20 protein-coding genes are annotated in these 23,945 nt (G+C 61.6%); 5 read left to right on the forward strand and 15 right to left on the reverse strand.

Annotated features, from left to right (window positions below; translation table 11 throughout):
* Positions 1–50: 50 nt before the first annotated feature.
* From MRY17_RS12270 to MRY17_RS12280, 3 genes are all read right to left on the reverse strand, one after another.
* Positions 51–1,721: an ATP-binding protein gene (locus tag MRY17_RS12270; protein ID WP_181284270.1), complete on the reverse strand. Its 1,671-nt coding sequence runs from the start codon at positions 1,719–1,721 to the stop codon at positions 51–53.
* Entirely contained in the window at positions 1,718–3,220 is a 1,503-nt protein-coding gene (locus MRY17_RS12275; RefSeq protein WP_181284271.1) for an ATPase domain-containing protein, read from the reverse strand. Before MRY17_RS12275 ends, MRY17_RS12270 begins: the two co-directional genes overlap by 4 nt.
* A 142-nt stretch (positions 3,221–3,362) precedes the next feature.
* On the reverse strand, positions 3,363–4,421 hold the full coding sequence (locus MRY17_RS12280; protein ID WP_243353848.1) for a HEAT repeat domain-containing protein: 1,059 nt from the start codon (positions 4,419–4,421) through the stop codon (positions 3,363–3,365).
* Positions 4,422–4,625: 204 nt separating this feature from the next.
* On the opposite strand from MRY17_RS12280, the gene MRY17_RS12285 reads away from it, so the two are divergent.
* The 5 genes from MRY17_RS12285 to MRY17_RS12305 are packed head-to-tail and all read left to right on the forward strand — an operon-like array spanning position 4,626 to position 10,183.
* Positions 4,626–6,275 (forward strand): AMP-binding protein, encoded by a 1,650-nt coding sequence (locus MRY17_RS12285; RefSeq protein ID WP_191955419.1) that lies wholly within the window; start codon positions 4,626–4,628, stop codon positions 6,273–6,275.
* 21 nt (positions 6,276–6,296) lie between these two features.
* The gene (locus MRY17_RS12290) at positions 6,297–7,064 is read left to right on the forward strand and encodes an SDR family NAD(P)-dependent oxidoreductase (RefSeq protein ID WP_243353849.1); all 768 of its coding nucleotides are present in this window, start codon (positions 6,297–6,299) and stop codon (positions 7,062–7,064) included.
* Between the two features lie 12 nt (positions 7,065–7,076).
* Positions 7,077–8,261 carry an acetyl-CoA C-acyltransferase gene (locus tag MRY17_RS12295; protein WP_243353850.1) on the forward strand — a complete coding sequence of 395 codons (1,185 nt, stop codon included), beginning with the start codon at positions 7,077–7,079 and terminating at the stop codon, positions 8,259–8,261.
* A gap of 9 nt (positions 8,262–8,270) precedes the next feature.
* A complete protein-coding gene (locus MRY17_RS12300) occupies positions 8,271–9,398 on the forward strand; it encodes an acyl-CoA dehydrogenase (protein ID WP_243353851.1) in 1,128 nt (375 codons plus the stop codon).
* An 11-nt stretch (positions 9,399–9,409) separates the two neighbouring features.
* Positions 9,410–10,183: an enoyl-CoA hydratase gene (locus MRY17_RS12305; RefSeq protein ID WP_181284277.1), complete on the forward strand. Its 774-nt coding sequence runs from the start codon at positions 9,410–9,412 to the stop codon at positions 10,181–10,183.
* A gap of 332 nt (positions 10,184–10,515) precedes the next feature.
* Here MRY17_RS12305 and MRY17_RS12310 read toward each other — a convergent pair whose 3' ends face one another.
* The 12 genes from MRY17_RS12310 to arnC form a co-directional block, all read right to left on the reverse strand.
* Positions 10,516–11,667 carry an acyl-CoA dehydrogenase family protein gene (locus MRY17_RS12310; RefSeq protein WP_243353852.1) on the reverse strand — a complete coding sequence of 384 codons (1,152 nt, stop codon included), beginning with the start codon at positions 11,665–11,667 and terminating at the stop codon, positions 10,516–10,518.
* 3 nt (positions 11,668–11,670) lie between these two features.
* Entirely contained in the window at positions 11,671–12,774 is a 1,104-nt protein-coding gene (locus tag MRY17_RS12315; RefSeq protein WP_181284279.1) for an enoyl-CoA hydratase/isomerase family protein, read from the reverse strand.
* Positions 12,775–12,905: 131 nt separating this feature from the next.
* Positions 12,906–13,613 (reverse strand): HPP family protein, encoded by a 708-nt coding sequence (locus tag MRY17_RS12320; protein WP_243353853.1) that lies wholly within the window; start codon positions 13,611–13,613, stop codon positions 12,906–12,908.
* A 168-nt stretch (positions 13,614–13,781) separates the two neighbouring features.
* Positions 13,782–13,958, reverse strand: coding sequence for a hypothetical protein (locus tag MRY17_RS12325; protein WP_243353854.1), 177 nt, complete (start codon positions 13,956–13,958; stop codon positions 13,782–13,784).
* 291 nt (positions 13,959–14,249) lie between these two features.
* Entirely contained in the window at positions 14,250–15,872 is a 1,623-nt protein-coding gene (locus tag MRY17_RS12330) for an ArnT family glycosyltransferase (RefSeq protein ID WP_191952788.1), read from the reverse strand.
* 3 nt (positions 15,873–15,875) lie between these two features.
* Positions 15,876–17,255: a UDP-glucose dehydrogenase family protein gene (locus tag MRY17_RS12335; protein WP_181284283.1), complete on the reverse strand. Its 1,380-nt coding sequence runs from the start codon at positions 17,253–17,255 to the stop codon at positions 15,876–15,878.
* Positions 17,252–17,665 carry a 4-amino-4-deoxy-L-arabinose-phosphoundecaprenol flippase subunit ArnF gene (arnF, locus tag MRY17_RS12340; protein ID WP_124423681.1) on the reverse strand — a complete coding sequence of 138 codons (414 nt, stop codon included), beginning with the start codon at positions 17,663–17,665 and terminating at the stop codon, positions 17,252–17,254. The genes MRY17_RS12335 and arnF overlap by 4 nt, the downstream gene beginning before the upstream one ends.
* The gene (gene arnE / locus MRY17_RS12345) at positions 17,662–18,009 is read right to left on the reverse strand and encodes a 4-amino-4-deoxy-L-arabinose-phosphoundecaprenol flippase subunit ArnE (protein ID WP_243353855.1); all 348 of its coding nucleotides are present in this window, start codon (positions 18,007–18,009) and stop codon (positions 17,662–17,664) included. The genes arnF and arnE overlap by 4 nt, the downstream gene beginning before the upstream one ends.
* Positions 18,006–19,661 (reverse strand): lipid IV(A) 4-amino-4-deoxy-L-arabinosyltransferase, encoded by a 1,656-nt coding sequence (gene arnT, locus MRY17_RS12350; protein ID WP_243353856.1) that lies wholly within the window; start codon positions 19,659–19,661, stop codon positions 18,006–18,008. The genes arnE and arnT overlap by 4 nt, the downstream gene beginning before the upstream one ends.
* A complete protein-coding gene (arnD, locus tag MRY17_RS12355; RefSeq protein WP_243353857.1) occupies positions 19,658–20,542 on the reverse strand; it encodes a 4-deoxy-4-formamido-L-arabinose-phosphoundecaprenol deformylase in 885 nt (294 codons plus the stop codon). Before arnD ends, arnT begins: the two co-directional genes overlap by 4 nt.
* Positions 20,542–22,533, reverse strand: coding sequence for a bifunctional UDP-4-amino-4-deoxy-L-arabinose formyltransferase/UDP-glucuronic acid oxidase ArnA (gene arnA / locus MRY17_RS12360; protein WP_243353858.1), 1,992 nt, complete (start codon positions 22,531–22,533; stop codon positions 20,542–20,544). The genes arnD and arnA overlap by 1 nt, the downstream gene beginning before the upstream one ends.
* On the reverse strand, positions 22,530–23,564 hold the full coding sequence (gene arnC / locus MRY17_RS12365) for an undecaprenyl-phosphate 4-deoxy-4-formamido-L-arabinose transferase (RefSeq protein WP_243353859.1): 1,035 nt from the start codon (positions 23,562–23,564) through the stop codon (positions 22,530–22,532). Before arnC ends, arnA begins: the two co-directional genes overlap by 4 nt.
* Positions 23,565–23,945: the final 381 nt, after the last annotated feature.

The following is a 23,945-nucleotide window of genomic DNA, read 5'->3' on the forward strand; positions in this document are numbered from 1 at the left end:
GGTTCCGGACCGTTAACCACCCTATATTTCGCAACATTTCGCCCACGCCATCACGCCCGAATCATCTCCCGCACCTTCGCCGTCAACAAATCGAACGTAAACGGCTTGGTGATCAACTGCATCCCCGGATCAAGAAAGCCACCGCGCACCGCCGCATGCTCGGCGTAGCCGGTGATAAATAATACCTTCAGTTCCGGGCGCAATTGCCGCCCGATTTCCGCCAGTTGCCGACCGTTCATGCCGGGCAAGCCCACATCACTGATCAACAGGTCAATGCGCTGATCAGATTCGATGATCGGCACCGCAGTGGTCGCGTCACCGGCTTCGACAAAGGCATAGCCCAACTCTTTCAGGACGGCGCTGACAAGCACCCGCACAGCCGGGTCATCTTCAACGATCAATACCGTTTCACCGTCATTGGCGAATGGAAGCATGGCCGGGTTTACCACTGCGTCAGCGACGAACTCACCCACAAAGCGGGGTAGGAACAAGCTGACGGTGGTGCCTATACCGACTTCGCTGTGCAGGGTGACGTGCCCACGGGATTGACGGGCAAATCCATAGATCATCGACAAGCCCAGCCCGGTGCCCTGGCCGATCGGTTTGGTGGTGAAGAACGGGTCGAACACCCGGCCCATGACGCTTTCTGGAATGCCGCAACCGGTGTCACTGACACTCAGCTCAACGTAGTCGCCAGGGCTCAAGGTGCCATAGGCGGCGGTGAACACACTGTCGAGGTGGCGGTTGGTGGTTTCCACCGTAAGGCTGCCGCCGCTGGGCATCGCATCACGGGCGTTGATCACCAGGTTGAGCAGGGCGCTTTCCAGTTGATTCGGGTCGGCCTCTGCCGTCCAGAGGCTGTCGCTGAGGCGCATTTGCAGGCAGATGCTTTCATTGATACTGCGCTGCAGCAATTCGCCCATGGAAGTGACCAGTTGATTGATCTGCACGGGTTTCGGGTCCAACGACTGCCTGCGCGAAAACGCCAGCAGGCGGTGGGTAAGGCCGGCGGCACGGTTGGCCGAGGTGACACCCAGGTCGATCAAGCTGTCCAGATCGTCCAGCTTGCCCCGCGCTACACGCCGTCGCAGCAGTTCCAGGCTGCCGATGATCCCGGTCAGCATGTTGTTGAAGTCGTGGGCGATGCCGCCGGTCAATTGGCCGACAGCTTCCATTTTCTGTGACTGGCGCAGGGCTTCTTCATTGCTGCGCAATTGCGCGGTACGTTCTTCCACCTGCTGCTCGAGGGTTTCCAGGGTGCGTTGCAGGCGCAACTCACTGGCGCTCAGATCGACCAATCGGTCGCGCGCTTCGTATTGCCGCCGCCGCCCGCGCAGCGCGGTACTGACCAGGCTGATCAAGGTGATTGGGTGGAAAGGGCGCTCGAGAAACGTGACGTTGCCCAATAGCCCGCTCAAGTGCGAGGAACCGTTCTGCTCGCTGCCGCCGTGATGGGTCATCAGCACAATGGGCAGGTCCGACCAGGCCGGTTGCTGATGCAGGTACTCCAGCAGGGGTTCCATGTCCGCGCCGCGCAAGGCTTCAGCCGCAATAATGAGCAGGCCGGCCCCCTCATTCAGCACTTCGCACAAGTCGGTGAGAGTGCCGGCGACCACACCCTGATAGCCGGCCTCATTGAGCATCATCAGCGCCAATGAACTGTCGCGGCCCAAAGGCGCGAGAATAATGGCGCGTTCAGAGACAGGGGAAAGAGACGTCACACTTCCTCTTCCTTGAGCAGAGGCGAGCCGGCGCCCATATAGATCGGGATGCCGCGCAGCACGCCCTGGAAATTATCCAGGGGTTGGCCGACGGTCATGCCATTACTGCTGATGCGGTATTCGCGAATGGTCGATTCGTGGGTACCGGTGCGCTTCTTGATGATGGAAATGGCCCGGCGGACCTTGCCCAGCGCCTCGAAGTAACGCAGCAGGATCACGGTATCGGCCAGGTAGGTGATATCAACCGGTGTCTGCATATCGCCGACCAGGCCATGCTGGGCAACGGTCATGAACGTCGCGGCGCCTCGGCGGTTCAGGTACAGCAGCAGTTCGTGCATATGCAGGATCAATGCGTTCTCTTCCGGCATGGCCGCCTGGTAGCCGTTGATACTGTCGATCACCACGGTTTTGATGCCGCCTTCGTCCACGCAGCGGCGTACCCGATGCGAGAACTCGCCGGGGGACAACTCGGCAGCGTCGACCTGTTCGATCAACAGGTTGCCGGTCGCTTGCAGCGCAGCCAGGTCGATGCCCATGTTCTTCATGCGTTCGAACAGCAAGCCCATCTCTTCGTCAAAGATGAACAGCGCAGCTTTTTCGCCACGCTCTACCGCAGCGGCGGCGAACACCATGGAAATCAGCGATTTGCCGGTACCGGCCGGGCCGAGGATCAGGCTGCTCGAGCCGGTCTCGACGCCGCCGCCCATCAGGGCATCGAGTTCGGCAATGCCACTGCTCATGGTCTGGCGCGTGTAGCCCCCTCGATGTTCGGCCGCCACCAGGCGTGGGAACACGTGGATGCCGTCGCCCATGATAGTGAAGTCATGAAAACCACCCCGGTACTTCTGGCCGCGGTACTTGACCACCCGCACCCGGCGACGCTCGGCACCGTAGTTGGGCGTCAGTTCTTCCAGGCGAATCACGCCATGGGCCACGCTGTGCACGGTCTTATCGAGGGATTCGGTGGTCAGGTCGTCAAGCAGCAGTACCGTGGCGTCATAGCGCACGAAATAATGCTTGATCGCCAGGATCTGCCGACGATAGCGCAGGGAGCTTTGCGCCAGCAGGCGGATTTCCGAGAGGCTGTCGACCACCACGCGTGTGGGCTTGACCCGTTCCACCACCTCGAAAATCTGCCGCGTGGCCTCGCCCAATTCAAGGTCCGAGGAATACAGCAAGCTCTGCTGATGCTCGGCGTTGAGCAGGCTTTCCGGCGGGGTCAATTCGAAGATATGAATGTTGTCGTCCAGATCCCAGCCATGGGACTTGGCCCCTTGGCGCAGCTCATGTTCGGTTTCGGACAAGGTGATATACAGCGATTTTTCACCGTTTTTTGCGCCTGCCTGCAAGAAGTGCAGGGCGACGGTGGTTTTGCCCGTGCCAGGCTCGCCTTCCAGGAGGAACAGATGGCTGCGCGATAGCCCCCCGGAAAGAATGTCATCAAGACCATCGATGCCGGTGGCTGCCTTTTCACTTAAAAGCGAAGTTGATGTAGACAAGAAGTGCCCTCAGGTCACGTACGAGTTCGGTGCGCGCCGTTGGGCGCGTCATATTCACTTGACCCTATCGGCCTGTGGCGGTTCAACGTTTTGGATTATTTGTAAGGCGCCTGACGACTTTTTACACATTTTTTGAGGGGGGTCACAAACCTTGCTGCAGCGCCGGATCGTCCGGATTCTGTTGTTCCAGCTGTGCCAGCAGCACCTGGACGTTCTGCAATTGGCCGCTTTCTTTCCAGTAATTGACCAGCAGCACACGCGCTTTCCGATTGGCCGGGTGACGCTGCACGATCTCTTCCAACTGCCGCTGGGCCGCCTCGAGTTCCTCTTGATCGTGCAGCGTGGTAGCCAGGTCGTAGCGGTAATCCTGGTTGTCCGGCTCAAGCTCTACCGCCTTGGACAGCCCGAGCAGGGCATAGGGACGCTCGCCATGGTGCAGCAGCCACATGCCCAGAGCGTGTTGCAGGTAGGCAGATCCCGGGTGCGCCGCCAGTTGCTGCGCCAGCAACTGGCGCGATTCTTCGGTCTTGCCCTGTTTATCCAGCAGCTCGATCTGCGCCACCACCGCTTGCAGATTGTCCGGTTGCAGGCGCATGGCCTGCTGCAGCGCGTTTTGCGCATCTGGCAGCCGGGCGCTGTGGATATAGAGGCGCGCCAATTGAATCCAGCTTTCGGCGGTCTCGGGCTGGGCCTTGAGGGTTTTGGCGAATTCGTCGAGCACTTGCTGCAGCGGGCCGAAGTACAGGCCCAGAGTGTCCGGCGACAGGCCGAGCAGGGCGTTGGCGGCGGCAAAGCGTACTTCCTGTTCGGGATCCTCCAGCACCGGGCCCAGCAGCAAGGTGCGCTGGCCGGTCGGTACCAGGCCGACAATGCTGTGGATCGCCGCTTCACGCACCACGGGCGAGTCATCGGCCAAGTCTTTATCCGCCAGCTTCAATGCCTGGGGGCTGGGGTAGTTAGGCAGCTCGGCATGCAGCGCGGCGCGCCGTTCCGGTGACAGGTCCGGTCGTCCCAGCTGTTGATACAACACCCGCGCCGCCCCCGGCTCCCCGTTGCGTGCCTGCTTCAAGGCTTTGGAATAACCGTGAGCGATCGCGGGAGGCACGGCCACGGGCGTTGCGCGGGAAAAAAACCAGGTGATCAACACGATCGACAACAGGGCGCACAGGCCGATGATGGAGTAACGGCGTGACTTTGACATGCAGGCGTCCGAAGGCAGGGTACGGGTACAAAGTCTCAAGCTTCGGCCAGTGCAAGGCGAGTGTCAAACCTGATTGGCCAAACCAGTCAGCCATCTTGGCGGCTTTGACCATTGCTGCTGGCAGCGCCGCGGAGCGACTATTTGCGAGCGATTGACCTGGTTGAAAAGTGTCCTTAAAACAAAAACACACAAGGAACCGAAGCGATGCGTGATTACCTGGCCGCCACCACCGAATTCGATTACCAGCACACCGTCGACATTACGCTGGCCGGCAACCTGCAGGCGCTCAACGCCTGTGTGGAATGCTGTGACCGGCACGCGCTGCCTGGGCGCATTGCGCTGTTCTGGGAAGGCAAGGACGGGCGCAGCGCCACGGTCACCTTTACCGACTTGCAGGAGCAGGCCGCACGCTTCGCCAATTTCCTGCTGGGCCAGGGCATCAAGCGCGGCGACAAAGTCGCCGGCCTGCTGCCACGCACGGCCGAGCTGCTGGTGGTGGTGTTTGCCACCTGGCGTATCGGCGCGGTCTATCAACCCTTGTTCACCGCGTTCGGGCCCAAGGCCATTGAGCATCGCCTGAACAGTTCCGGTGCCGCCCTGGTGGTCACCGATGCGGTGAATCGGCCCAAGCTCGCCGAAGTGCAAGGCTGCCCGACCATCGTCACGGTCACCGGGGCCAAAGGCGAAGGCCTGGTGCGCGGCGATTTCAGCTTCTGGGCCGAACTGCCTCTTTATTCCGCTCTCTGCGAGCCCGTGCTGCTGAGCGGGGACGAACCGTTCCTGCTGATGTTCACTTCGGGCACCACCGGGCCGTCCAAAGCCCTGTCCGTGCCGCTCAAGGCGATGGTTGCATTCCAGGCCTATACCCGCGACGCGGTGGACCTGCGCCCCGAAGACGCGTTCTGGAACGTGGCCGATCCGGGCTGGGCCTACGGCATTTACTTCGGCGTGACCGGGCCGCTGTCCATGGGGCATCCGATTACCTTCTACGATGGCCCTTTCACCCTGGAAAGCACCTGCCGGGTCATCAACAAATACGGCATCACCAACCTGACCGGCTCGCCCACCGCGTATCGACTGTTGATTGCCGGCGGCGAGCAGTTCGCGCGTTCGGTCAAGGGCCGGTTGCGCATCGTCAGCAGCGCCGGCGAGCCGTTGAACCCCGAGGTGATTCGCTGGTTCGCCGACAACCTCGGTGTGACCATCCACGACCACTACGGGCAGACCGAACTGGGCATGGTGCTGTGCAATCACCATGGCCTGGCGCATCCGGTACATGTCGGCTCGGCGGGGTTCGCTTCGCCCGGGCATCGCATCGTGGTGCTGGATGACAACCACCAGGAATTGCCCGCCGGTCAGCCCGGCATTCTGGCCATCGACCGCGAGCAATCGCCGATGTGCTGGTTCGCGGGCTATGAGGGCGTGAAAACCAAAGCCTTTGTCGGCAAGTACTATCTCAGTGGCGACACCGTGGAGCTGAACCCGGACGGCAGCATCAGTTTTGTCGGGCGCAGTGATGATGTGATCACCACCTCCGGCTACCGCGTGGGGCCGTTCGACGTGGAAAGCGCGCTGGTCGAACACCCGGCCGTGATCGAGGCCGCCGTGGTCGGCAAGCCGTGCCCGGAGCGCACCGAACTGGTGAAGGCCTTTGTGGTGATCAACGAGCAATACCGCGCCACCCCGGAGCTCGCCGAAGAATTGCGCCTGCACGTGCGTCAACGCCTGGCGGCCCATGCGTATCCGCGGGAAATCGAATTCGTCAGCGACTTGCCCAAGACCCCCAGCGGCAAGCTGCAACGCTTTATCTTGCGTAATCAGGAAATCGCCAAGGCCCAGGCGGCCGTGGCGTGATCCGTTCAAAAGGAAACAATGATGCACATTGAAAACAAGGTATTCCTGGTCAGCGGCGGCGCTTCCGGTCTCGGCGCGGCCACCGCTGACATGCTGATCGCGGCGGGCGCCAGGGTCATGCTGGTGGACCTCAACGCCGACGCCGTTGCCGCCAAGGCCAGCCAGCTTGGCGACAACGCCCGCAGCAGCGTGGCGGATATCAGCCAGGAAGCGGCTGCCGAAGCCGCCGTACAGGCAACCGTTGCCGCCTTTGATGGTTTGCACGGGTTGGTCAACTGCGCCGGTGTGGTACGTGGCGAGAAGATTCTCGGCAAGGACGGCCCGCACGCCCTGGCCAGCTTTGCCCAGGTGATCAACGTCAACCTGATCGGCAGCTTCAACCTGTTGCGCCTGGCCGCTGCGGCGATCGCTGAAACCGACGCGAATGCCGATGGCGAGCGCGGTGTGATCATCAATACCGCCTCGGTGGCCGCGTTCGACGGGCAGATCGGCCAGGCCGCGTATGCCGCCTCCAAGGGTGCGATTGCCAGCCTCACCTTGCCGGCCGCGCGCGAACTGGCACGTTTCGGTATCCGGGTGATGACCATCGCCCCCGGCATTTTCGAAACCCCGATGATGGCCGGCATGACCCCGCAAGTACGCGAGTCCCTGGCCGCCGGCGTGCCGTTCCCGCCACGCCTGGGCAAACCCGCCGAATATGCGGCGCTCGTGCGGCATATCATTGAAAACAGCATGCTCAACGGCGAGGTGATCCGTCTCGACGGCGCCTTGCGCATGGCTGCCAAGTAAGGAGGTATCTTCATGAACGATCCTATCGTTATCGTCAGCGCCGTGCGCACGCCCATGGGCGCGTTCCAGGGTGACCTCAAGGGGCTGACCGCACCGCAACTGGGCGCCGCTGCGATTCGTGCGGCGGTCGAGCGCGCAGGTATCGCCACCGACGCCGTCGACGAAGTGCTGTTTGGCTGTGTACTGCCCGCAGGCCTCGGCCAGGCACCGGCGCGCCAGGCCGCGTTGGGCGCCGGGCTGGACAAATCCACCCGTTGCACCACGCTCAACAAGATGTGCGGCTCCGGCATGCAAGCGGCGATTCTGGCTCACGACGCGTTGCGCGCCGGCAGTGTCGACGTGGTGATCGCCGGCGGCATGGAAAGCATGTCCAACGCGCCGTACCTGCTCGACCGCGCGCGCAGCGGCTATCGCATGGGGCACGGCAAGGTTCTCGACCACATGTTCCTCGACGGCCTGGAAGACGCCTACGACAAGGGCCGCCTGATGGGGACCTTTGCCGAAGACTGCGCCGAGCACAACGGGTTTACCCGCCAAGCCCAGGACGCCTTTGCGATTGCCTCCCTGACGCGCGCGCAGGAGGCCATTACCCATGGCAGTTTCGCCGCCGAAATCGTCCCGGTGCAGGTCACCGTCGGCAAAGAGCAGAAAACCATCCTGCATGACGAACAGCCACCCAAGGCCAGGCTGGACAAGATCGCCGGGCTGAAACCGGCTTTCCGCGAAGGCGGCACGGTCACCGCAGCCAACTCCAGTTCGATCTCCGATGGTGCAGCCGCGCTGTTGCTGATGCGCGAGTCCGAGGCGCAAAAGCGCGGCCTCAAACCTGTGGCAGTGATTCATGGACACGCGGCGTTTGCCGATGAGCCGGGGCTTTTTCCGGTGGCGCCTGTGGGGGCGATCCGTAAGTTGATGAGCAAAACCGGCTGGAGCCTGGAAGATGTCGACCTGTTCGAGATCAACGAAGCGTTCGCGGTGGTCAGCCTTGTCACCATGAGCAAACTGGAGATTCCCCACAGCAAGGTCAACGTGCATGGCGGCGCCTGTGCCCTGGGCCATCCGATCGGTGCCTCGGGCGCACGCATCCTGGTGACGCTGCTCTCGGCCCTGCGCCAGAAAGGCCTCAAGCGCGGCGTTGCGGCGATCTGCATCGGCGGCGGTGAAGCCACGGCCATGGCCGTTGAATGCCTGTATTAAGGACTGACCATGCTGCCTGATGACGAACAACTGCAAATCAGCGACGCGGCCCGGCAATTTGCCCAGGAACGCTTGAAACCGTTCGCCGCCGAATGGGACCGCGACCATCGCTTTCCCCGGGAGGCCATGGGTGAGATGGCCGAACTGGGCTTTTTCGGCATGCTGGTGCCGGAACAATGGGGTGGCTGCGACACCGGTTACCTGGCCTACGCCATGGCCCTGGAAGAAATCGCCGCCGGCGATGGCGCCTGCTCGACCATCATGAGCGTGCACAACTCGGTGGGCTGCGTGCCGATCCTCAAGTTCGGCAATGACCAGCAGAAAGAGCAGTTCCTCAAGCCCCTGGCCAGCGGAGCGATGCTTGGCGCTTTTGCGTTGACCGAACCCCAGGCCGGCTCCGACGCCAGCAGTCTTAAAACCCGCGCGCGCCTTGAAGGCGATCATTACGTGCTCAACGGCTGCAAACAATTCATCACCTCGGGGCAGAACGCCGGGGTGGTGATTGTGTTTGCGGTCACCGACCCGGCGGCGGGCAAGCGCGGCATCAGTGCGTTTATCGTGCCCACCGACTCGCCGGGCTACAGCGTGGCGCGGGTCGAGGACAAGCTGGGGCAGCACGCGTCGGATACGTGCCAGATCCTGTTTGAAGACTTGAAGGTACCGCTCGCCAACCGCCTGGGCGAGGAGGGCGAGGGCTACCGGATCGCCCTGGCCAACCTGGAAGGCGGCCGTGTGGGCATTGCCGCGCAAGCGGTGGGCATGGCCCGCGCGGCGTTTGAAGCGGCCCGGGACTACGCCCGTGAGCGTGAAAGCTTCGGCAAGGCCCTGGTTGAACATCAGGCCGTGGCCTTTCGCCTGGCGGACATGGCCACGCAAATCGCCGTGGCCCGGCAGATGGTGCACTACGCGGCAGCTCTGCGCGACAGCGGCAAGCCAGCGCTGGTCGAGGCGTCCATGGCCAAGCTGTTCGCGTCAGAAATGGCCGAGAAAGTCTGCTCGGCCGCCTTGCAAACCCTGGGCGGTTACGGTTACCTGAGCGACTTCCCCCTGGAGCGGATCTACCGCGATGTGCGGGTCTGCCAGATTTACGAAGGCACCAGCGATATCCAGCGCATGGTCATCTCACGCAATCTTTAAGGAGCCGATACATGAGTTACGAAACCATTTTGCTCGAAGTCCAGGGCCGCGTCGGGCTGATCACCCTCAACCGCCCGCAGGCGCTGAACGCCTTGAACGCCCAACTGGTCAGTGAGTTGAACCAGGCGCTGGATGGCCTGGAAGCCGACCCGCAGATCGGCTGCATCGTGCTGACCGGCTCGAAGAAAGCCTTTGCCGCCGGCGCCGATATCAAGGAAATGGCTGAGCTGACCTACCCGCAAATCTACCTGGACGACCTGTTCAGCGACAGCGACCGCGTGGCCAACCGCCGCAAGCCGATCATCGCCGCAGTGAACGGTTTTGCCCTTGGCGGCGGCTGCGAACTGGCCCTGATGTGCGACTTTATCCTGGCCGGTGACGGCGCCAAGTTTGGTCAACCGGAAATCAACCTTGGCGTACTGCCCGGCATGGGCGGCACTCAGCGCCTTACGCGGGCGGTGGGTAAGGCCAAGGCCATGGAAATGTGCCTGACCGGGCGTTTTATCGACGCGGTGGAAGCAGAACGCTGCGGCATCGTCGCACGCATCGTGCCTGCTGACGAACTGCTGGACGAAGCCTTGAAAGTCGCCACCCTGATCGCCGGTAAATCGGTGCCGATCAGCATGATGGTCAAGGAAAGCGTAAATCGCGCGTTTGAAGTGAGCCTGTCCGAAGGCGTGCGTTTCGAGCGCCGGGTGTTCCATGCCGCGTTTGCGACCCAGGATCAGAAGGAAGGGATGGCAGCGTTCGTGGCCAAGCGAGCGCCGACGTTCGAGGACAAATAACGAAATTCTCACATTCGATGGAGATCCAATGTGGGAGGGGGCTTGCTCCCGATTGCGGTGTGACAGTCGACCAAGACATTGACTGATCTGCCGTCAATCGGGGGCAAGCCCCCTCCCACAGTTTTCTCCTGTGTGTCAGTCAGAGCTGGTAGTTCTGCGTGATTCGCCAGGCGCCGATATTCAACGCAGGTAATCCAGGCTATGACAACACTGAAGATCCAATGTGGGAGGGGGCTTGCCCCCGATGGCGGTGTGACAGTCAACCAGGATATTGACTGATCTACCGTCATCGGGAGCAAGCCCCCTCCCACAGTTTTGCCCCTGGGTGCCAGTCAGAGTTGGTAGTTCTTCAGTTCCCTGGCAATCACCATTCGCTGAATCTCGCTGGTGCCTTCGTAAATCTGGGTGATCCGTGCATCCCGGTAGTAACGCTCCACCGGATAGTCCTCCAGATACCCATACCCGCCATGAATCTGCATCGCCTTGGAGCAGACTTTTTCGGCGATTTCCGAGGCGAACAGCTTGGCCTGGGACGCTTCCGACAGGCACGGCTTGCCGGCGCTGCGCAGGCGCGCGGCATGCAGGATCAGCAGGCGTGCCGCATTCAACTGGGTTTGCATGTCGGCCAGCAGGTTGGCCACGCTCTGGTGTTCGATGATCGCTTTGTCGAACTGCACCCGGTCACGGGCATAGGCCAATGCCGCTTCAAAGGCAGCACGCGCGATGCCCAGGGCCTGGGCGGCGATGCCAATACGCCCTCCCTCCAGGTTGGACAGGGCGATGGCCAGGCCTTTGCCACGCTCGCCCAGCAGGTTCGCTTCGGGCACCGCGCATTGGTTGAAGGTCACCGCGCAGGTGTCCGATGCCCGAATGCCCATCTTGTGTTCAGTGCGGTCGACCACAAAGCCCGGGGTGTCAGTAGGCACCAGAAACGCAGATATGCCTTTCTTGCCCAGTTCCGGGTCGGTCACGGCAAACACAATGGCTAACTGGGCGCGCTTGCCGTTGCTGACAAACTGCTTGGCACCGTTGATCACCCACTGGCCGTCGCGCAGTTCGGCACGGGTGCGCAAGTTGTGGGCTTCGGAGCCGGCCTGGGGTTCGGTCAGACAGAAGCAGCCGATGGCCTTGCCGCTGGCGAGTGCGGCCAGCCAGGCATGCTTCTGTGCCTCTGTGCCGTAGTTGAGGACCGGGCCGCAACCCACTGAATTATGGATACTCATCAAAGCGCCAGTGGCACCGTCACCCGCGGAAATTTCCTCCACGGCCAGGGCATACGCCACGTAATCCACGTAGGTACCGCCCCATTCTTCCGGGACCACCATACCGAGCAGGCCCAGCTCGCCCATCTTGGTCACCAGCGCGTCGTCGATCCAGCCAGCCTTTTCCCAGGCCTGGGCGTGGGGGGCTATTTCGCCACGGGCAAAGTCACGTGCCATGTCGCGAATCATCACTTGTTCTTCTGTATATTCAAGATCTTGCATGGCTTATTTCCCAATCTGCGCGAAGTCACGAAAGAAGCTGTCGACGTGGCTGGCGTCCAGCGCATGAACCGATGGCGGGTTCCACTGCGGTTTTTTGTCCTTATCGATAATCAGGGCGCGAACCCCTTCGATCAGGTCGCCACGTGCAAACCACTGGCGGTCCAGGTGCAGTTCCAGGGCGAAGCACTGCTCCAGGCGCAGATGGCGCCCACGGCGCAGCATCTGCAGGGTCACCGCCATGGCGAGAGGCGAGCGGGTTTGCATCAAGTCAGCGGTGGTCATGCCCCAATCATGGCTGTCGGCGACGGTGACTTGCTGCAGTTGCTCGACGATGCTCGGCACGTCCGGCAAGGCGAAGAAATGGTCGATCGCCGGACGCAAGGCTGCCAGCGGCGGATCGGGCAATTGCTGCACGGCCAGCCGGGCGAGCACGCCTTGCAGGTCCTTGAGGGGCGAGTCGCGCCATTGCAGGCTATCAAGCTTTTGCGCAAGCTCGGTCAGTTTGGTGCTGTCCAAGTACCAATCCGCCAGGCCGCAGTACAGGGCGTCCGCCGCGCGGATCTGCACGCCGGTGACGCCAAGATAGATCCCCAGCTCACCGGGGATGCGCGGCAGAAAGTAGCTGCCGCCCACATCCGGAAAATACCCGATGGCCACTTCCGGCATCGCCAGGCGGCTGCGCTCGGTCACCACGCGCAGGTCGGCGCCCTGCACCAGGCCCATGCCACCGCCGAGCACAAAGCCGTCCATCAATGCCAGGACGGGTTTGGGGTAACGGTGCAGAGCCAGGTCGAGTGCGTATTCCTCTACGAAGAAGTCTTCATGCAGGGTGTCGCCACTCTTGAAACTGTCGTACAGGGAACGGATATCGCCGCCGGCACAAAAGGCCTTGTCGCCGGCACCGCGCAGCACCACGGCATAGACCATCGGGTCATCGACCCAGGCCTGCAACTGCGTGGTCATCCGCCGCACCATGTCCAAGGTGATGGCGTTCAAACCGGCGGGACGGTTGAGGGTGAGGTAACCCAGATGGTTACGCACCTCGCTCAGTACAGCTTCCTGCTGTATATCGGTGTGGCTTGCTTCGGAGGTCACCTGAGCAGTCATCACTAACTCCCTGCTTTTATTGTTCTTTATCAAAATGTTCGGGGGCGAACTATCGCGTGATCGTACCAGCGCAAATTTGCCGCGTACAACCCGGAATCATGCAGGTCGTTGTTGCATTTATGCAGCGCGCATTACACCACCCGGCTGGCCAGGACTTCGCCGATGCTGCGGCGTCGCGCATGGCCTTCGGCGGTATGAATCAATGCTTCCAGCGCCGTGGGCTCGACGTCGAAGAACTGTTCCATATCGGCCAATGCCAGCTTGAGGTCTGCTGCCGTGATGGCCGGGTCGGTTACGGGCGCACTGCCGATCACGACCGGCGCCGGTTCGGCAGGCGCCTTGGGATAGCGCGTGCGGGTGGCGTTGTTATAAGCCAATGCGCACGTCAGCAGGGCACCGGCGCCGAGCATGACCGGTGCCAGTTCGTGCCAGCCGAGGGCGATGGAGGCAGGGTCGGCCAATACCAGCGTCATGGCCAGGCCACCGGCGGGTGGATGCAGGCAGCGCAGCCAGCAGATCAGCACGACGGTCATGCCCGCCGCCAGGCAAGCACTGCCCAGGGTTCGTCCCAATACTCGCGCCACCAGCAAGGCCACGATGCCCGCGCACAGATAACTGCCCATGATCGACCAGGGCTGCGCCAGTGCTCCCGACGACACGGCGAACAGCAGCACCGCCGACGCGCCCAGCGGGCCCAGCAGGTGCAGGGCCACGTCCATGCCAAATACCTGGGCGCACACCCAGACACTGAGCATTGTGCCCAAGGCCATGCCGATTGCGGCGCGACTCCATTCAAAGGGACGGGTATTGATGGCGGCAGGTAACCAGCGAGCAAGCATTGAAAAAGGGTCCTGAAACGGGGGGCGAAAAAAAGGCTTGCCTGGTTTCCCGGGTAAGCCCTTTGAAGGTTCCAACGTTGATTGGGGGAAGGAACAGATGCAGTGTGCCGACTACGTCGCAGCGGCGCCAATGCATATTAATGAGGCTTGAATGCAAAAATTATGTATTCAAGGCGCGTCGCCGAACGGGATCCGACCGTTGCCCTGATGGCTTGGCAGGCTGATCTTGCCCAGCACACGGCTGTCGACCTCTTCGTTGAACAGGCGTTTTTGCAGGTTCTCCTGCATGCCCGGCTCGTCGGCCAGCGGTCCCTTCAACGCCACCAGAGCATTGCGTAGCCCCATCAGACGATCCAGTCTCGGCGCCGCTACAGCTAAGCCATCCTCTCCCATGACATTGCCCTCCTTGTTGTTATGCAGGTTCGCTGACCGCAGCGGTTCAAGACAGCACCGATGCAGGTGGTAAATAATTAATACACTTGGCAAGCGAGTCTACAGTCGGGTTCCAGGCGCCGGAAGGCAAAGTGCAGCGGTCCTTACGCAAAGCTCTGTAGGTGTTTTCTCGGTAATTTTGATGAAAAACGCCCACGGTTTTATAAGTGGGCGTTATTTCTTACGAGTTCGTTGAGAACACGATCAAAGAGAGGTGTTTTTTTCCAGGTGCAGCAACACATACGGGGTCTTATCGAACGCCCCGGTAAGCGTCGGCGTAAGCGAACGCAAGCGCGGGTCAGTCAGGCTTTCGAAGTCAGCCTGGCTCATCACCAGCCAGGCCGGCGCCTGGACAGGCTGGAGCTCGGCGGGCAACTGGGTAAACAGTGGGACCTTGTCGCAATTGAAGTTGACCATGAACTTGATGGCCTTTGCGTCTTTGCCTAACGCATGCAATACCAACGGCGCCGGTTGTTGCAGGATCTGCTCCCTGGCCGCCAGGGTGAACGTGCGGGTGTCGTAAAGGCTGCGCGCCAACGGTTCGACCACCGCTATGTAAGTCATCCAGACCGCCGCCACTGCGGCGAATGCCGGGCCGAGCGCACGCAGTCGCGCCTTGAACAGCGCCAGCAACGCCAACCCCTGAAGCACCGCGAGCAGGCCGAAGATCAGCCCCAGATCGGCCAGCAGCTGCGGGTAACGGCGTCGCGCCGCGATCAGGCCGATCATCAACAGCGCGGGCAACAGCGTCCACAGCACCAGCATCAAGCCGCGCAACCCGCTGAACAGGCGACCCTGGGCGACCTGGAACGGATAAGCAGCAATGATCGCGGCCATCGGCAGCATCGGCAGGATATAACGCGCCTTTTTTGCCTGGGGCACCGACAAGCCCAGCATGACCAACGCGCCCGCCGCCGCGCAGTACAGCACCAGTTTCAACGCCGGGTCCGGCGCTTGGCGGCCGCGGCTCACAACGGCCAGCAACACCAGAAGCGCTACCGGGTAGGCCAGCGCGTAGTTGCCCAGGGAGCTGGTGAAGTAATACAGCACGCCGCCGGAGCCTTCACTGCCATCCATGCGTCCCAGGAACTGCATGCGAATCACGTCATGCATGAAGTCTTCGCCACCGCTGAGCTTGGCCAGCAGCAACAGCAGGCCGATACATGCCGCGAGCAGCGCCAGTGCGAGCAGCCCGAAGCTGAACAACTGGCGCCATTGACGGTTGATCAGGTAGTAGCTGCACAGCACCCCGGTAGGGATTACCAGGCCAATCGGCCCGCGAATCGCAAAGCCGAGCATCAACAGCGCAAACACCCAGTGCAGGCGCTTGGCCGCAGAGAAATGATCACGGGCATAACCCAGGTAAAACACCGCCAGGGTCACGGCCGCCAGCATCTGGTCCAGAGAGACGGCGCGGGTTTCGCTGATAAAGGTGCTGCTGAGCAGCAACATGGCAATGCTCAGCAGGCCCCAGCGCAGGGAATAGGGCGCGGTGAGGCGATACACCAGCACCACGATTGAAGCCGAAGCGACGGCGCTGGGCAGCCAGGCGGTGAGGCTGGTGACCTGGCCCAATGGCAGGGACAACAGCCAGGTCAGCAGGGTGGAGGTGGCCAGGTAGTCCGCATATGGCTGCCCGTAGGTGGTAGGAAAGAAGCTCGGCCCGTGGCGCAGCATCTCCTGGGCAAACACCACAAAGCGCGAGTCGAAGCCGATAATTGCCTGGTGCCAGTTGCCGGCGATGAATAACAGCAGTGCCAGGAGCCCCAAGCCGAGTGACTGTAGACGGATCGTGGCGTTGAGCAGGGGCGGGTGAGCCTTGTTCACGTATCAGCCTGCCTTGGCCTGTTGTACCCAGTTCTGCTGGGGGATCGGCAAGTCGCACGAGTCGCCACGGCCGATCGGGAAGTACTTGAAGCCTTTGCGCGTCAGGCGCTCGCCGTCGTACAGGTTGCGCCCGTCAAAGATCACCGGGGTTTTGAGACGCTGGTGGATCAGGTCGAAGTCCGGCGCCTTGAATTGCTGCCACTCGGTGCAGACAATCAGCGCATCGGCGCCGCCCAGGGTGGACTCCGGCGTGCCCATCAGCATCAACCTGGGGTCGTCGCCGTAGATGCGCTGGGTTTCCTGCATGGCTTCAGGGTCGAATGCACGTACATTGGCGCCGGCCTCCCAGAGCGCTTCCATCAGCACGCGGCTCGGCGCGTCGCGCATGTCGTCGGTATTGGGCTTGAAGGCCAGGCCCCACAAGGCGAAGGTCTTGCCGCGCAGGTCACCCTTGAAGAACGCGTTGATGCGCTCGAACAGCTTGCCTTTCTGGCGCTGGTTGATCGCTTCCACGGCTTCGAGCAGGTCGCTGGAGCAGTTGGCCTGCTTGGCGCTGTGGATCAGAGCGCGCATGTCTTTGGGAAAGCAGGAGCCGCCATAGCCGCAACCTGGGTAAATGAAGTGGTAGCCGATGCGCGAGTCGGCACCGATCCCCAGGCGCACGGCTTCGATGTCCGCGCCCAGGTGTTCGGCCAGCTCGGCGATCTGGTTGATGAAGCTGATCTTGGTGGCGAGCATGCAGTTGGCGGCGTACTTGGTCAGCTCGGCGCTGCGCAGGTCCATGAAAATGATGCGGTCATGGTTGCGGTTGAACGGCGCGTACAGGTCGCGCATCACCTCGCGCACCTCTTCGCGCTCGCAGCCGATGATGATGCGGTCCGGGCGGCGGCAGTCTGCCACGGCCGAGCCTTCCTTCAGAAATTCCGGGTTGGAGACGATATCGAATTGCAGCTCACGGCCGGCGGCGCGCAGGTTCTTGCGCATGTGATCGCGCAGGGTGTCGCCGGTGCCCACCGGCACGGTAGACTTCTCCACCAGGATCACCGGCGCCACGCGATGGCGGGCGACCGCATCACCCACCGACAGCACGTATTTGAGATCGGCCGAACCGTCTTCATCCGACGGTGTTCCCACCGCAATGAACAGCACTTCACCATGCTCGACGGCGAGTTTTTCGTCGTAGGTGAAACGCAGGCGTCCGCTTTCCAGGTTTTCCTTGACCATCGCCGCCAGACCCGGCTCGAAGATGGTCACGTGACCCTTCTGCAGCGACTCGACTTTGCGCTGGTCAACGTCCATGCAAATGACATCGTGACCGACTTCGGCTAATACCGTGGCCTGTACCAGACCGACGTAACCACTACCAAATACACTGATTTTCATGGGGTATTCCTGGGACTTGAGGTGCTAGCACGACGAGAGTTGATAACCAGTACGCCGAGGATGACCAACGCCACCCCCAGGGTTTTCGAAAGCGAAAAGTGTTCGTTGAAGACCGGCAGGCTGGCCGCCAGCAGGTACACCAGCGCATAGCTGATGCTGAGCAGCGAATAGGCGCGCCCGAGGGGCAAATGCTTCAGCGCGCCGAGCCAGCAGAGCATCGACAGCGCGTAGGCAATGATCGCCAGGATCACCACGCCCAGGGCGTTCAGGTCGATGCCGGCGCTGCTCAAGGCATCCGGCCACTGATCCGGCAGCGGCAGCCGCGTCATGCTCCAGCGCATGCCCAACTGAGCGGCACTGACCAGGCCGACGCTGCCCAGGGCCAGGGCGAAACCGCGTGTCCGGCTCATACCTGGCGCCCCAACAGCACCACACCGGCAATGACCAGCACCACGCCCAGCCAGTGGCGGCCATCGATGGGCTCGGCAAAGACAAAGCGTGCCATCAGCGTGACCAGCACAAAATTCAGGCTGAGCATCGGGTAGGCAATGCCGACTTCCAGGCGCTGCAGCACCAGCAACCACACCAGCAGGCCGAGGCCCAGGCACATAAGCGCCGACCACAACCAGGGTGAGCGCAGCTTCAGCGCCCAAGCGTCGGGCAGGTCACGCCAGCTCTCTACGGCAAACTTCTGCGAGACCTGGCCCATGCACGTGAGCAGGCAGGCCGTGAGCAATAGCAGCAAGGTGATCATGGCGCGACCTGCGGGAAAATCAGGATCACGATGTTGCCTTGGGCATACCGCTGGCCGTCCGGGGGCAGCAGGGCGAGTTCTTCCTTTTCGCCCTGGCTGTTGACGCGCATCACCACGCCTACCGCGCCACTGCGGCGGGTTTGCGCCATCCAGGCCTGGATTTGATTGCGATCGACCAGACGGTGGGCGGTATCGGCGTATGCCAGCCCGTATTTCACTTCGCCAGAGGTGTTGTACAGCGTGATATCGGGCCGTTTCAGTCGCCATGCCAGCGCTGCGGACGCGCCCAGATCATTGCTCAACAGCGCAACGGAGGGTTTGAGTTCTTCGGCGTGATCGATGATGAACTGGTCCGGCGTTTTGTTATAAACCACCGAATGGGGCAGGGCGGCGGGCAACAAGGCAACCAGCAAGCCACTGCCGATCAGCGGGGCGGCCCACAGTTTCAACGGGCGTGCCGCGTGCAGCAGATTGGCCAGGATCCAGCCGGACAAACAGGTCAATACCAGTACCAGGCTGAGGGTTTCCTCACCGTGCTCGTACAGCGGCTTCTTGAATTGGAACCAGGTGAGCGTCAGCAGGACGAGCACACCGATCACCAGGTTCAGCCAGCCGTTGATGCGCAATACGCGGCCACGGCCTTGAGCGAGCCTGTCACTCAGGGTCGAACCCATCAGCAATGCCAGGGGCAACAGGCACGGCATTATGTAGGAGGGCAGCTTGCCTTTTGCCAGGCTGAAGAAAGCCAGGGGCATCAGCAGCCACAGCAGCAGGAACGCGGTGTTCGGCAGGTGCTTGTCCGACCACGCCTGCTTGAGCGTCGACGGCAACAGGGCGACCCACGGCAACGTGAAGGCGACCAGCAAGGGCAGGTAGTACCAGAACGGTTCGGCATGCTGGGCATCCTCACCGGCGAAGCGCTGGATATGCTCGTGCCAGAAGAAGAAGTGCCAGTAGTCCGGCTCTTGCAGGTGCACGGCCAGCGCCCAGGGCAAGCTGACCAGGATCGCCGCCGCCACCGCCACCGGCCCGAACTTGAACAACTCAATCGAGCGTTTCTGCCAGAGGGCGTAGGGCAGGGCGATCAGCACCGGCAGCAACCACGCCAGGAAGCCTTTGGTCATGAAGCCCATGCCGCAGGCCAGGCCTAGCAAGGCCCAGGACCCCAGTCGAGCACGGCGGGTCGTGCTGTCGAAACAGAACCACAAGGCCACACCGGTCAGGTTGACCCAAAAGGTGAACTGCGGGTCCAGATTGGCGTAGCCGCCGAGCATCGCCACGCTGACGAAACTCATATAGAGCACGCAGCTGACCAGGCTTTTCTGCGGGTCGTTCCACAACCGGCGGGACATCAGGTAAACCAGCAGAATGCTCAGGCCGGTGCTCAGGGCCGAAGCGAAACGCACGCCGAACAGGTTCTGGCCGAAGATCGCCTGGCCCAGCGCGATCATCCAGTAGCCCGCTGCTGGTTTTTCGAAATAGCGAATGCCCATGAAGTGCGGCGCGGCCCACTTGCCGGTCAGCAGCATTTCCTGGCTGATCTGTGCGTAGCGGGTTTCATCGGGAATCCACAGGCCGTGGGTTGCCAGCGGTAGCAGGTAAAACATGCCAAACGCCAACAGGAGCAGGGGCAGTGCCCAGCGGCGGATCATGCCTGCTGCACTCCGAGCCAACCTTCACGACCGCTTAATGTGCCGCGCACCAGCTGTTGCTGGGGCAGGGTGGTCACATCCGCAGGCAACAAGTCGCCCAGAGGCTTGAAATCGATGCCGCGCTGCGCTGCCTGGGCAAGCAACAGGCGAAAATCATTGGCCATCAGAATCCCTTCTACTTCCGCGTGGATCGTGTAGACGTTCAGCGTCGATGCGCCGAACCGGTCCAGGATAAAACGGTTGAAGTCCTTGGCAGCCACCACCGGCCCGACGACTTCGTCGAAGGTCGGCAGGTCTACCGGAATTTGTGGGGTACCCGCGCTGCCATCGGCCAGGGTCGGTCGAAACAGGCTGGTGCCCCGGCAATCGCTGTTGTAGCGAAAATTGAAGGCTTGCTTGGCTTGCACCACGCGTTCATCGGCGCGCCAACCGGCGGCCGCCGAACAGTCGATACGTTCACCGAGGATGTCGCTCAAGGTGTCGACGCCGCGTCGGATCTGCTCCACCAGTTGCACGTCGCTCCAGCGCCCGGCATTGGCCTGCCAGCCATGGTGATCCCAGGCGTGCAGGCCGACTTCATGCCCGGCGGCCTTGGCCTGGCGCATCAGATGCCCCAGGTCGCGGCCAATCGGTTTGCCCGGCCAGGCGGTGCCGGCCAGCAAAATGTCCCAGCCATACAGGCCGGCGGCATTGGAACGCAGCATTTTCCACAGGAACTGCGGGCGGATCAGGCGCCACAAATGGCGCCCCATGTTGTCCGGCCCGACGCTGAAGAAAAACGTCGCCTTGATCCCGGCTTCGTCTAGGGAATCGAGCAGCCGCGGCACACCTTCACGGGTGCCACGGTAGGTGTCGACGTCGATGCGAAGACCTGCATCCATTACTTTTTGTCCGCTATTTCAAGCATGGCTTCACGCAGGAAGAAATCGAGCGTGTTGCCGATGGTCTCGCTCATCTCCACGGTCGGCTCCCAGTTCAGCAGGCGCTTGGCGTTTTCGATGCTTGGCTTGCGGTGGGCCACGTCCTGGTAACCGGTGCCGTAGAAGGCCTTGCTCTCCACATCGCGGAAACCGGCGAACGGTGGGAAGTTGTGGCGCAGCGGGTGCGCTTCGAACTGACGCAGCAGCTCTTCGCCCAACTGGCGGATGCTGGCTTCGTTTTCCGGGTTGCCGATGTTGATGATCTGGCCGTCGCAAACACCGTTTTCATTATCGATGATGCGCGCCAAGGCTTCGATGCCGTCGGCGATGTCGGTGAAGCAACGCTTCTGCTCGCCACCGTCGAACAGGCGGATCGGCGTGCCTTCCACCAGATTGAGGATCAACTGGGTAATGGCACGGGAACTGCCGATACGCGCGGATTCCAGGCGATCCAGGCGCGGGCCCATCCAGTTGAACGGACGGAACAGCGTGAATTTCAGGCCCTTGTCGCCATAGGCCCAGATCACACGGTCGAGCAGTTGCTTGGAGACCGAGTAGATCCAGCGTTGCTTGTTGACCGGCCCGACTACCAGGTTGGAGGTGTCTTCGTCGAAGTACTGGTCCTGGCACATGCCATAGACTTCGGAGGTCGACGGGAAGATCACGCGCTTGTTGTACTTGACGCAGTAACGCACCAGCTTGAGGTTTTCTTCGAAGTCCAGCTCGAACACGCGCAGCGGGTTGCGGGTGTATTCGATCGGCGTAGCGATGGCTACCAGCGGCAGCACCACGTCGCATTTCTTGATGTGGTACTCGATCCACTCGGTGTGGATGCTGATATCGCCTTCCACGTAATGGAAGTTGGGGTGGCTGCGCAGGCGCTCGATGGCGTCGGAGCCGATGTCCAGGCCGTAGACTTCGTAACGGTCGTCGCGCAGCAGGCGCTCGGACAGATGATTACCGATAAAGCCGTTCACCCCCAGGATCAGCACGCGGGTACGGCGAGGCTTGCGGCCCGACTCGGCACCGCGCAGCACGGAACCGTCCACCAGGCCCAGTTCATCGGCAAGGGAAGGGCCGGCCAGGTACAGGCCGTTGTCATTGCGCTGGCCGAACTTCACCACCAGGGAGTCTTCACCACAGGCGATGCGCAGCGGGTTGACGCTGATTACGCGGCCTGGCGCCATACCTTCGTTACCCTTGATCACTTCGGCCTGCCACACGATGAGCTTGTGCTCGCCGACGGCGCAAAAGGCGCCAGGGTAAGGCTGAGTCACGGCGCGGACCAGGTTGAACAGCTCCTCGGCGGGCTTTTTCCAGTCGATCTTGCCATCGGCGGCGGTACGGCGGCCGAAGTAGGTGGCCTGGCTTTCGTCCTGGGCGGTTTCGCTCAGTTTGCCCTGGGCCAGTTGCGGCAGGGCGTCACGCAGCAGGTTGCCGGCGGCATCACGCAGTTTGGCGTGCAGGCTCAGGCCGGTATCGCTGCGCTCGATGCTGACTTTCTGCTGGGCGAGGATCGCACCGGCATCGGCACGCTTGACCATGCGGTGCAGGGTCACGCCGGTTTCGCTTTCGCCATTGACCAGCACCCAGTTGGCCGGTGCGCGGCCACGGTATTTGGGCAGCAGCGAACCATGCAGATTGAACGCGCCGTGGCGGGCGGTGGCCAGCAGCGGCTCGCTCAACAGGTTGCGGTAATAGAAGGAGAAGATGAAATCCGGGTTCAGCTTGGCGATGCGTTCGACCCACAGCGGGTGGTTGGCGTCTTCCGGTGCGTGCACCGGGATACCGTTGCGGGCGCACAGCTGGGCGACCGAGCCGTAGAAGTTGTTTTCCTTGGGATCGTCGGCATGGGTAAACACCGCAGCGATGTCGTAGCCCGCATCGAGCAAGGCTTCAATACCGGCACAGCCAATATCGTGGTAGGCGAAGACAACGGCTTTTGAACTCATGACTGGACCTGATCGGAAGAAGAAGTAGAAGTATGGGAAGACACCAGGCCATCAACGACGACCACGGGAGCCGGTGCCGCCGGTTGGTTGCGCAGCACTTTTTCAATGAAGAAACGCGGGCGGGCGCGCACATCGCTGTACATGCGGCCCAGGTATTCGCCCAGCAGGCCCATGCCGATGAACTGACCACCGGTGAACACGAACAGCACGGCAAACAGTACGAACAGACCGTCGCCCGCCCAATCGGCCCCGAAGGCCAGGCGCATGACGATCAGTGCAAAGGCAAACAGCACGCCCAGCGCCGCCAGACTGAAGCCGACGATGGACAGCAGGCGCAACGGCGTGGTGGTCATGCAGGTGAGGAGGTCGAACATCAGGCTGATCAGGCGCATGGCGCTGTATTTGGATTCGCCGTGTTCGCGCTCGGCGTGGTGCACCAGGATTTCTGTGGTGTGACGGGCAAAGCCATTGGCCAGGATCGGGATGAAGGTGCTGCGCTCGCGGCAGGCCAGCATCGCGTCGACGATGGTGCGGCGGTAGGCGCGCAGCATGCAGCCGTAGTCAGTCATGGCCACGCCGGTGGAGCGCTGCACGGCCAGGTTGATCAGGCGCGAAGGCCAGCGGCGGAACGCGGAATCCTGGCGATTGTTGCGCACCGTGGCGACCACGTCGTAGCCCAGCGCGGCCTGTTCCACCAGGCGCGGGATTTCTTCCGGCGGGTTTTGCAGGTCGGCATCGAGGGTAATCACCACTTCGCCGCAGCATTGTTCGAAACCGGCCATGATTGCGGCGTGCTGGCCATAGTTGCGGTTGAGGATCACCGCCACCACGTTGCTGCCGTCTTCAGCGGCGGCGTCTTCGAGCAACTGCGCCGAATCGTCGCGGCTACCGTCATCCACCAGGATGATTTCGTATTCGTAGGCCAGCTGTCTGCAGGCTGCCGTGGTACGCCGCAGCAATTCGGGCAGGCTCTCTTGTTCGTTATAGACCGGGATAACGATCGATACGCAATGAATAGGGTAGGGTTTCAAAGATTCATGACCTCGGCTGGAGCAACTTGGAGCGCGAAAACAGCAGCGATTATTGGGCAAAATTACAGCCCGCAGAGTACAAAACGGCGCTAAAGATAAAGCGGAATCAACAGCTTAGTCGGTTAACCCCGGATTGCTCTGAAGTATTGCCTACAAGGTTAAGCGCAAAAATGTTCAACGAATATGAAAGGCGGATGAAAAACTCGTTTATTTGACAGGTAGACAGCCAGGGTTCAGCTATGTCGCCAAGGTGTTAAACACTGTAATTTTCAGGTGGATAGGAGCGGGCCGCGGGATATTTGGTTCACATCGATGGCTCCCGTGCATCCATTCAACAAACTTCTCTGCATTGCCCTTCAAGTGCCGGTAAAGTAAGCCATC

The sequence above is a fragment of the Pseudomonas orientalis genome (assembly GCF_022807995.1).
Taxonomy (GTDB): Bacteria; Pseudomonadota; Gammaproteobacteria; order Pseudomonadales; family Pseudomonadaceae; genus Aquipseudomonas; species Aquipseudomonas orientalis_B.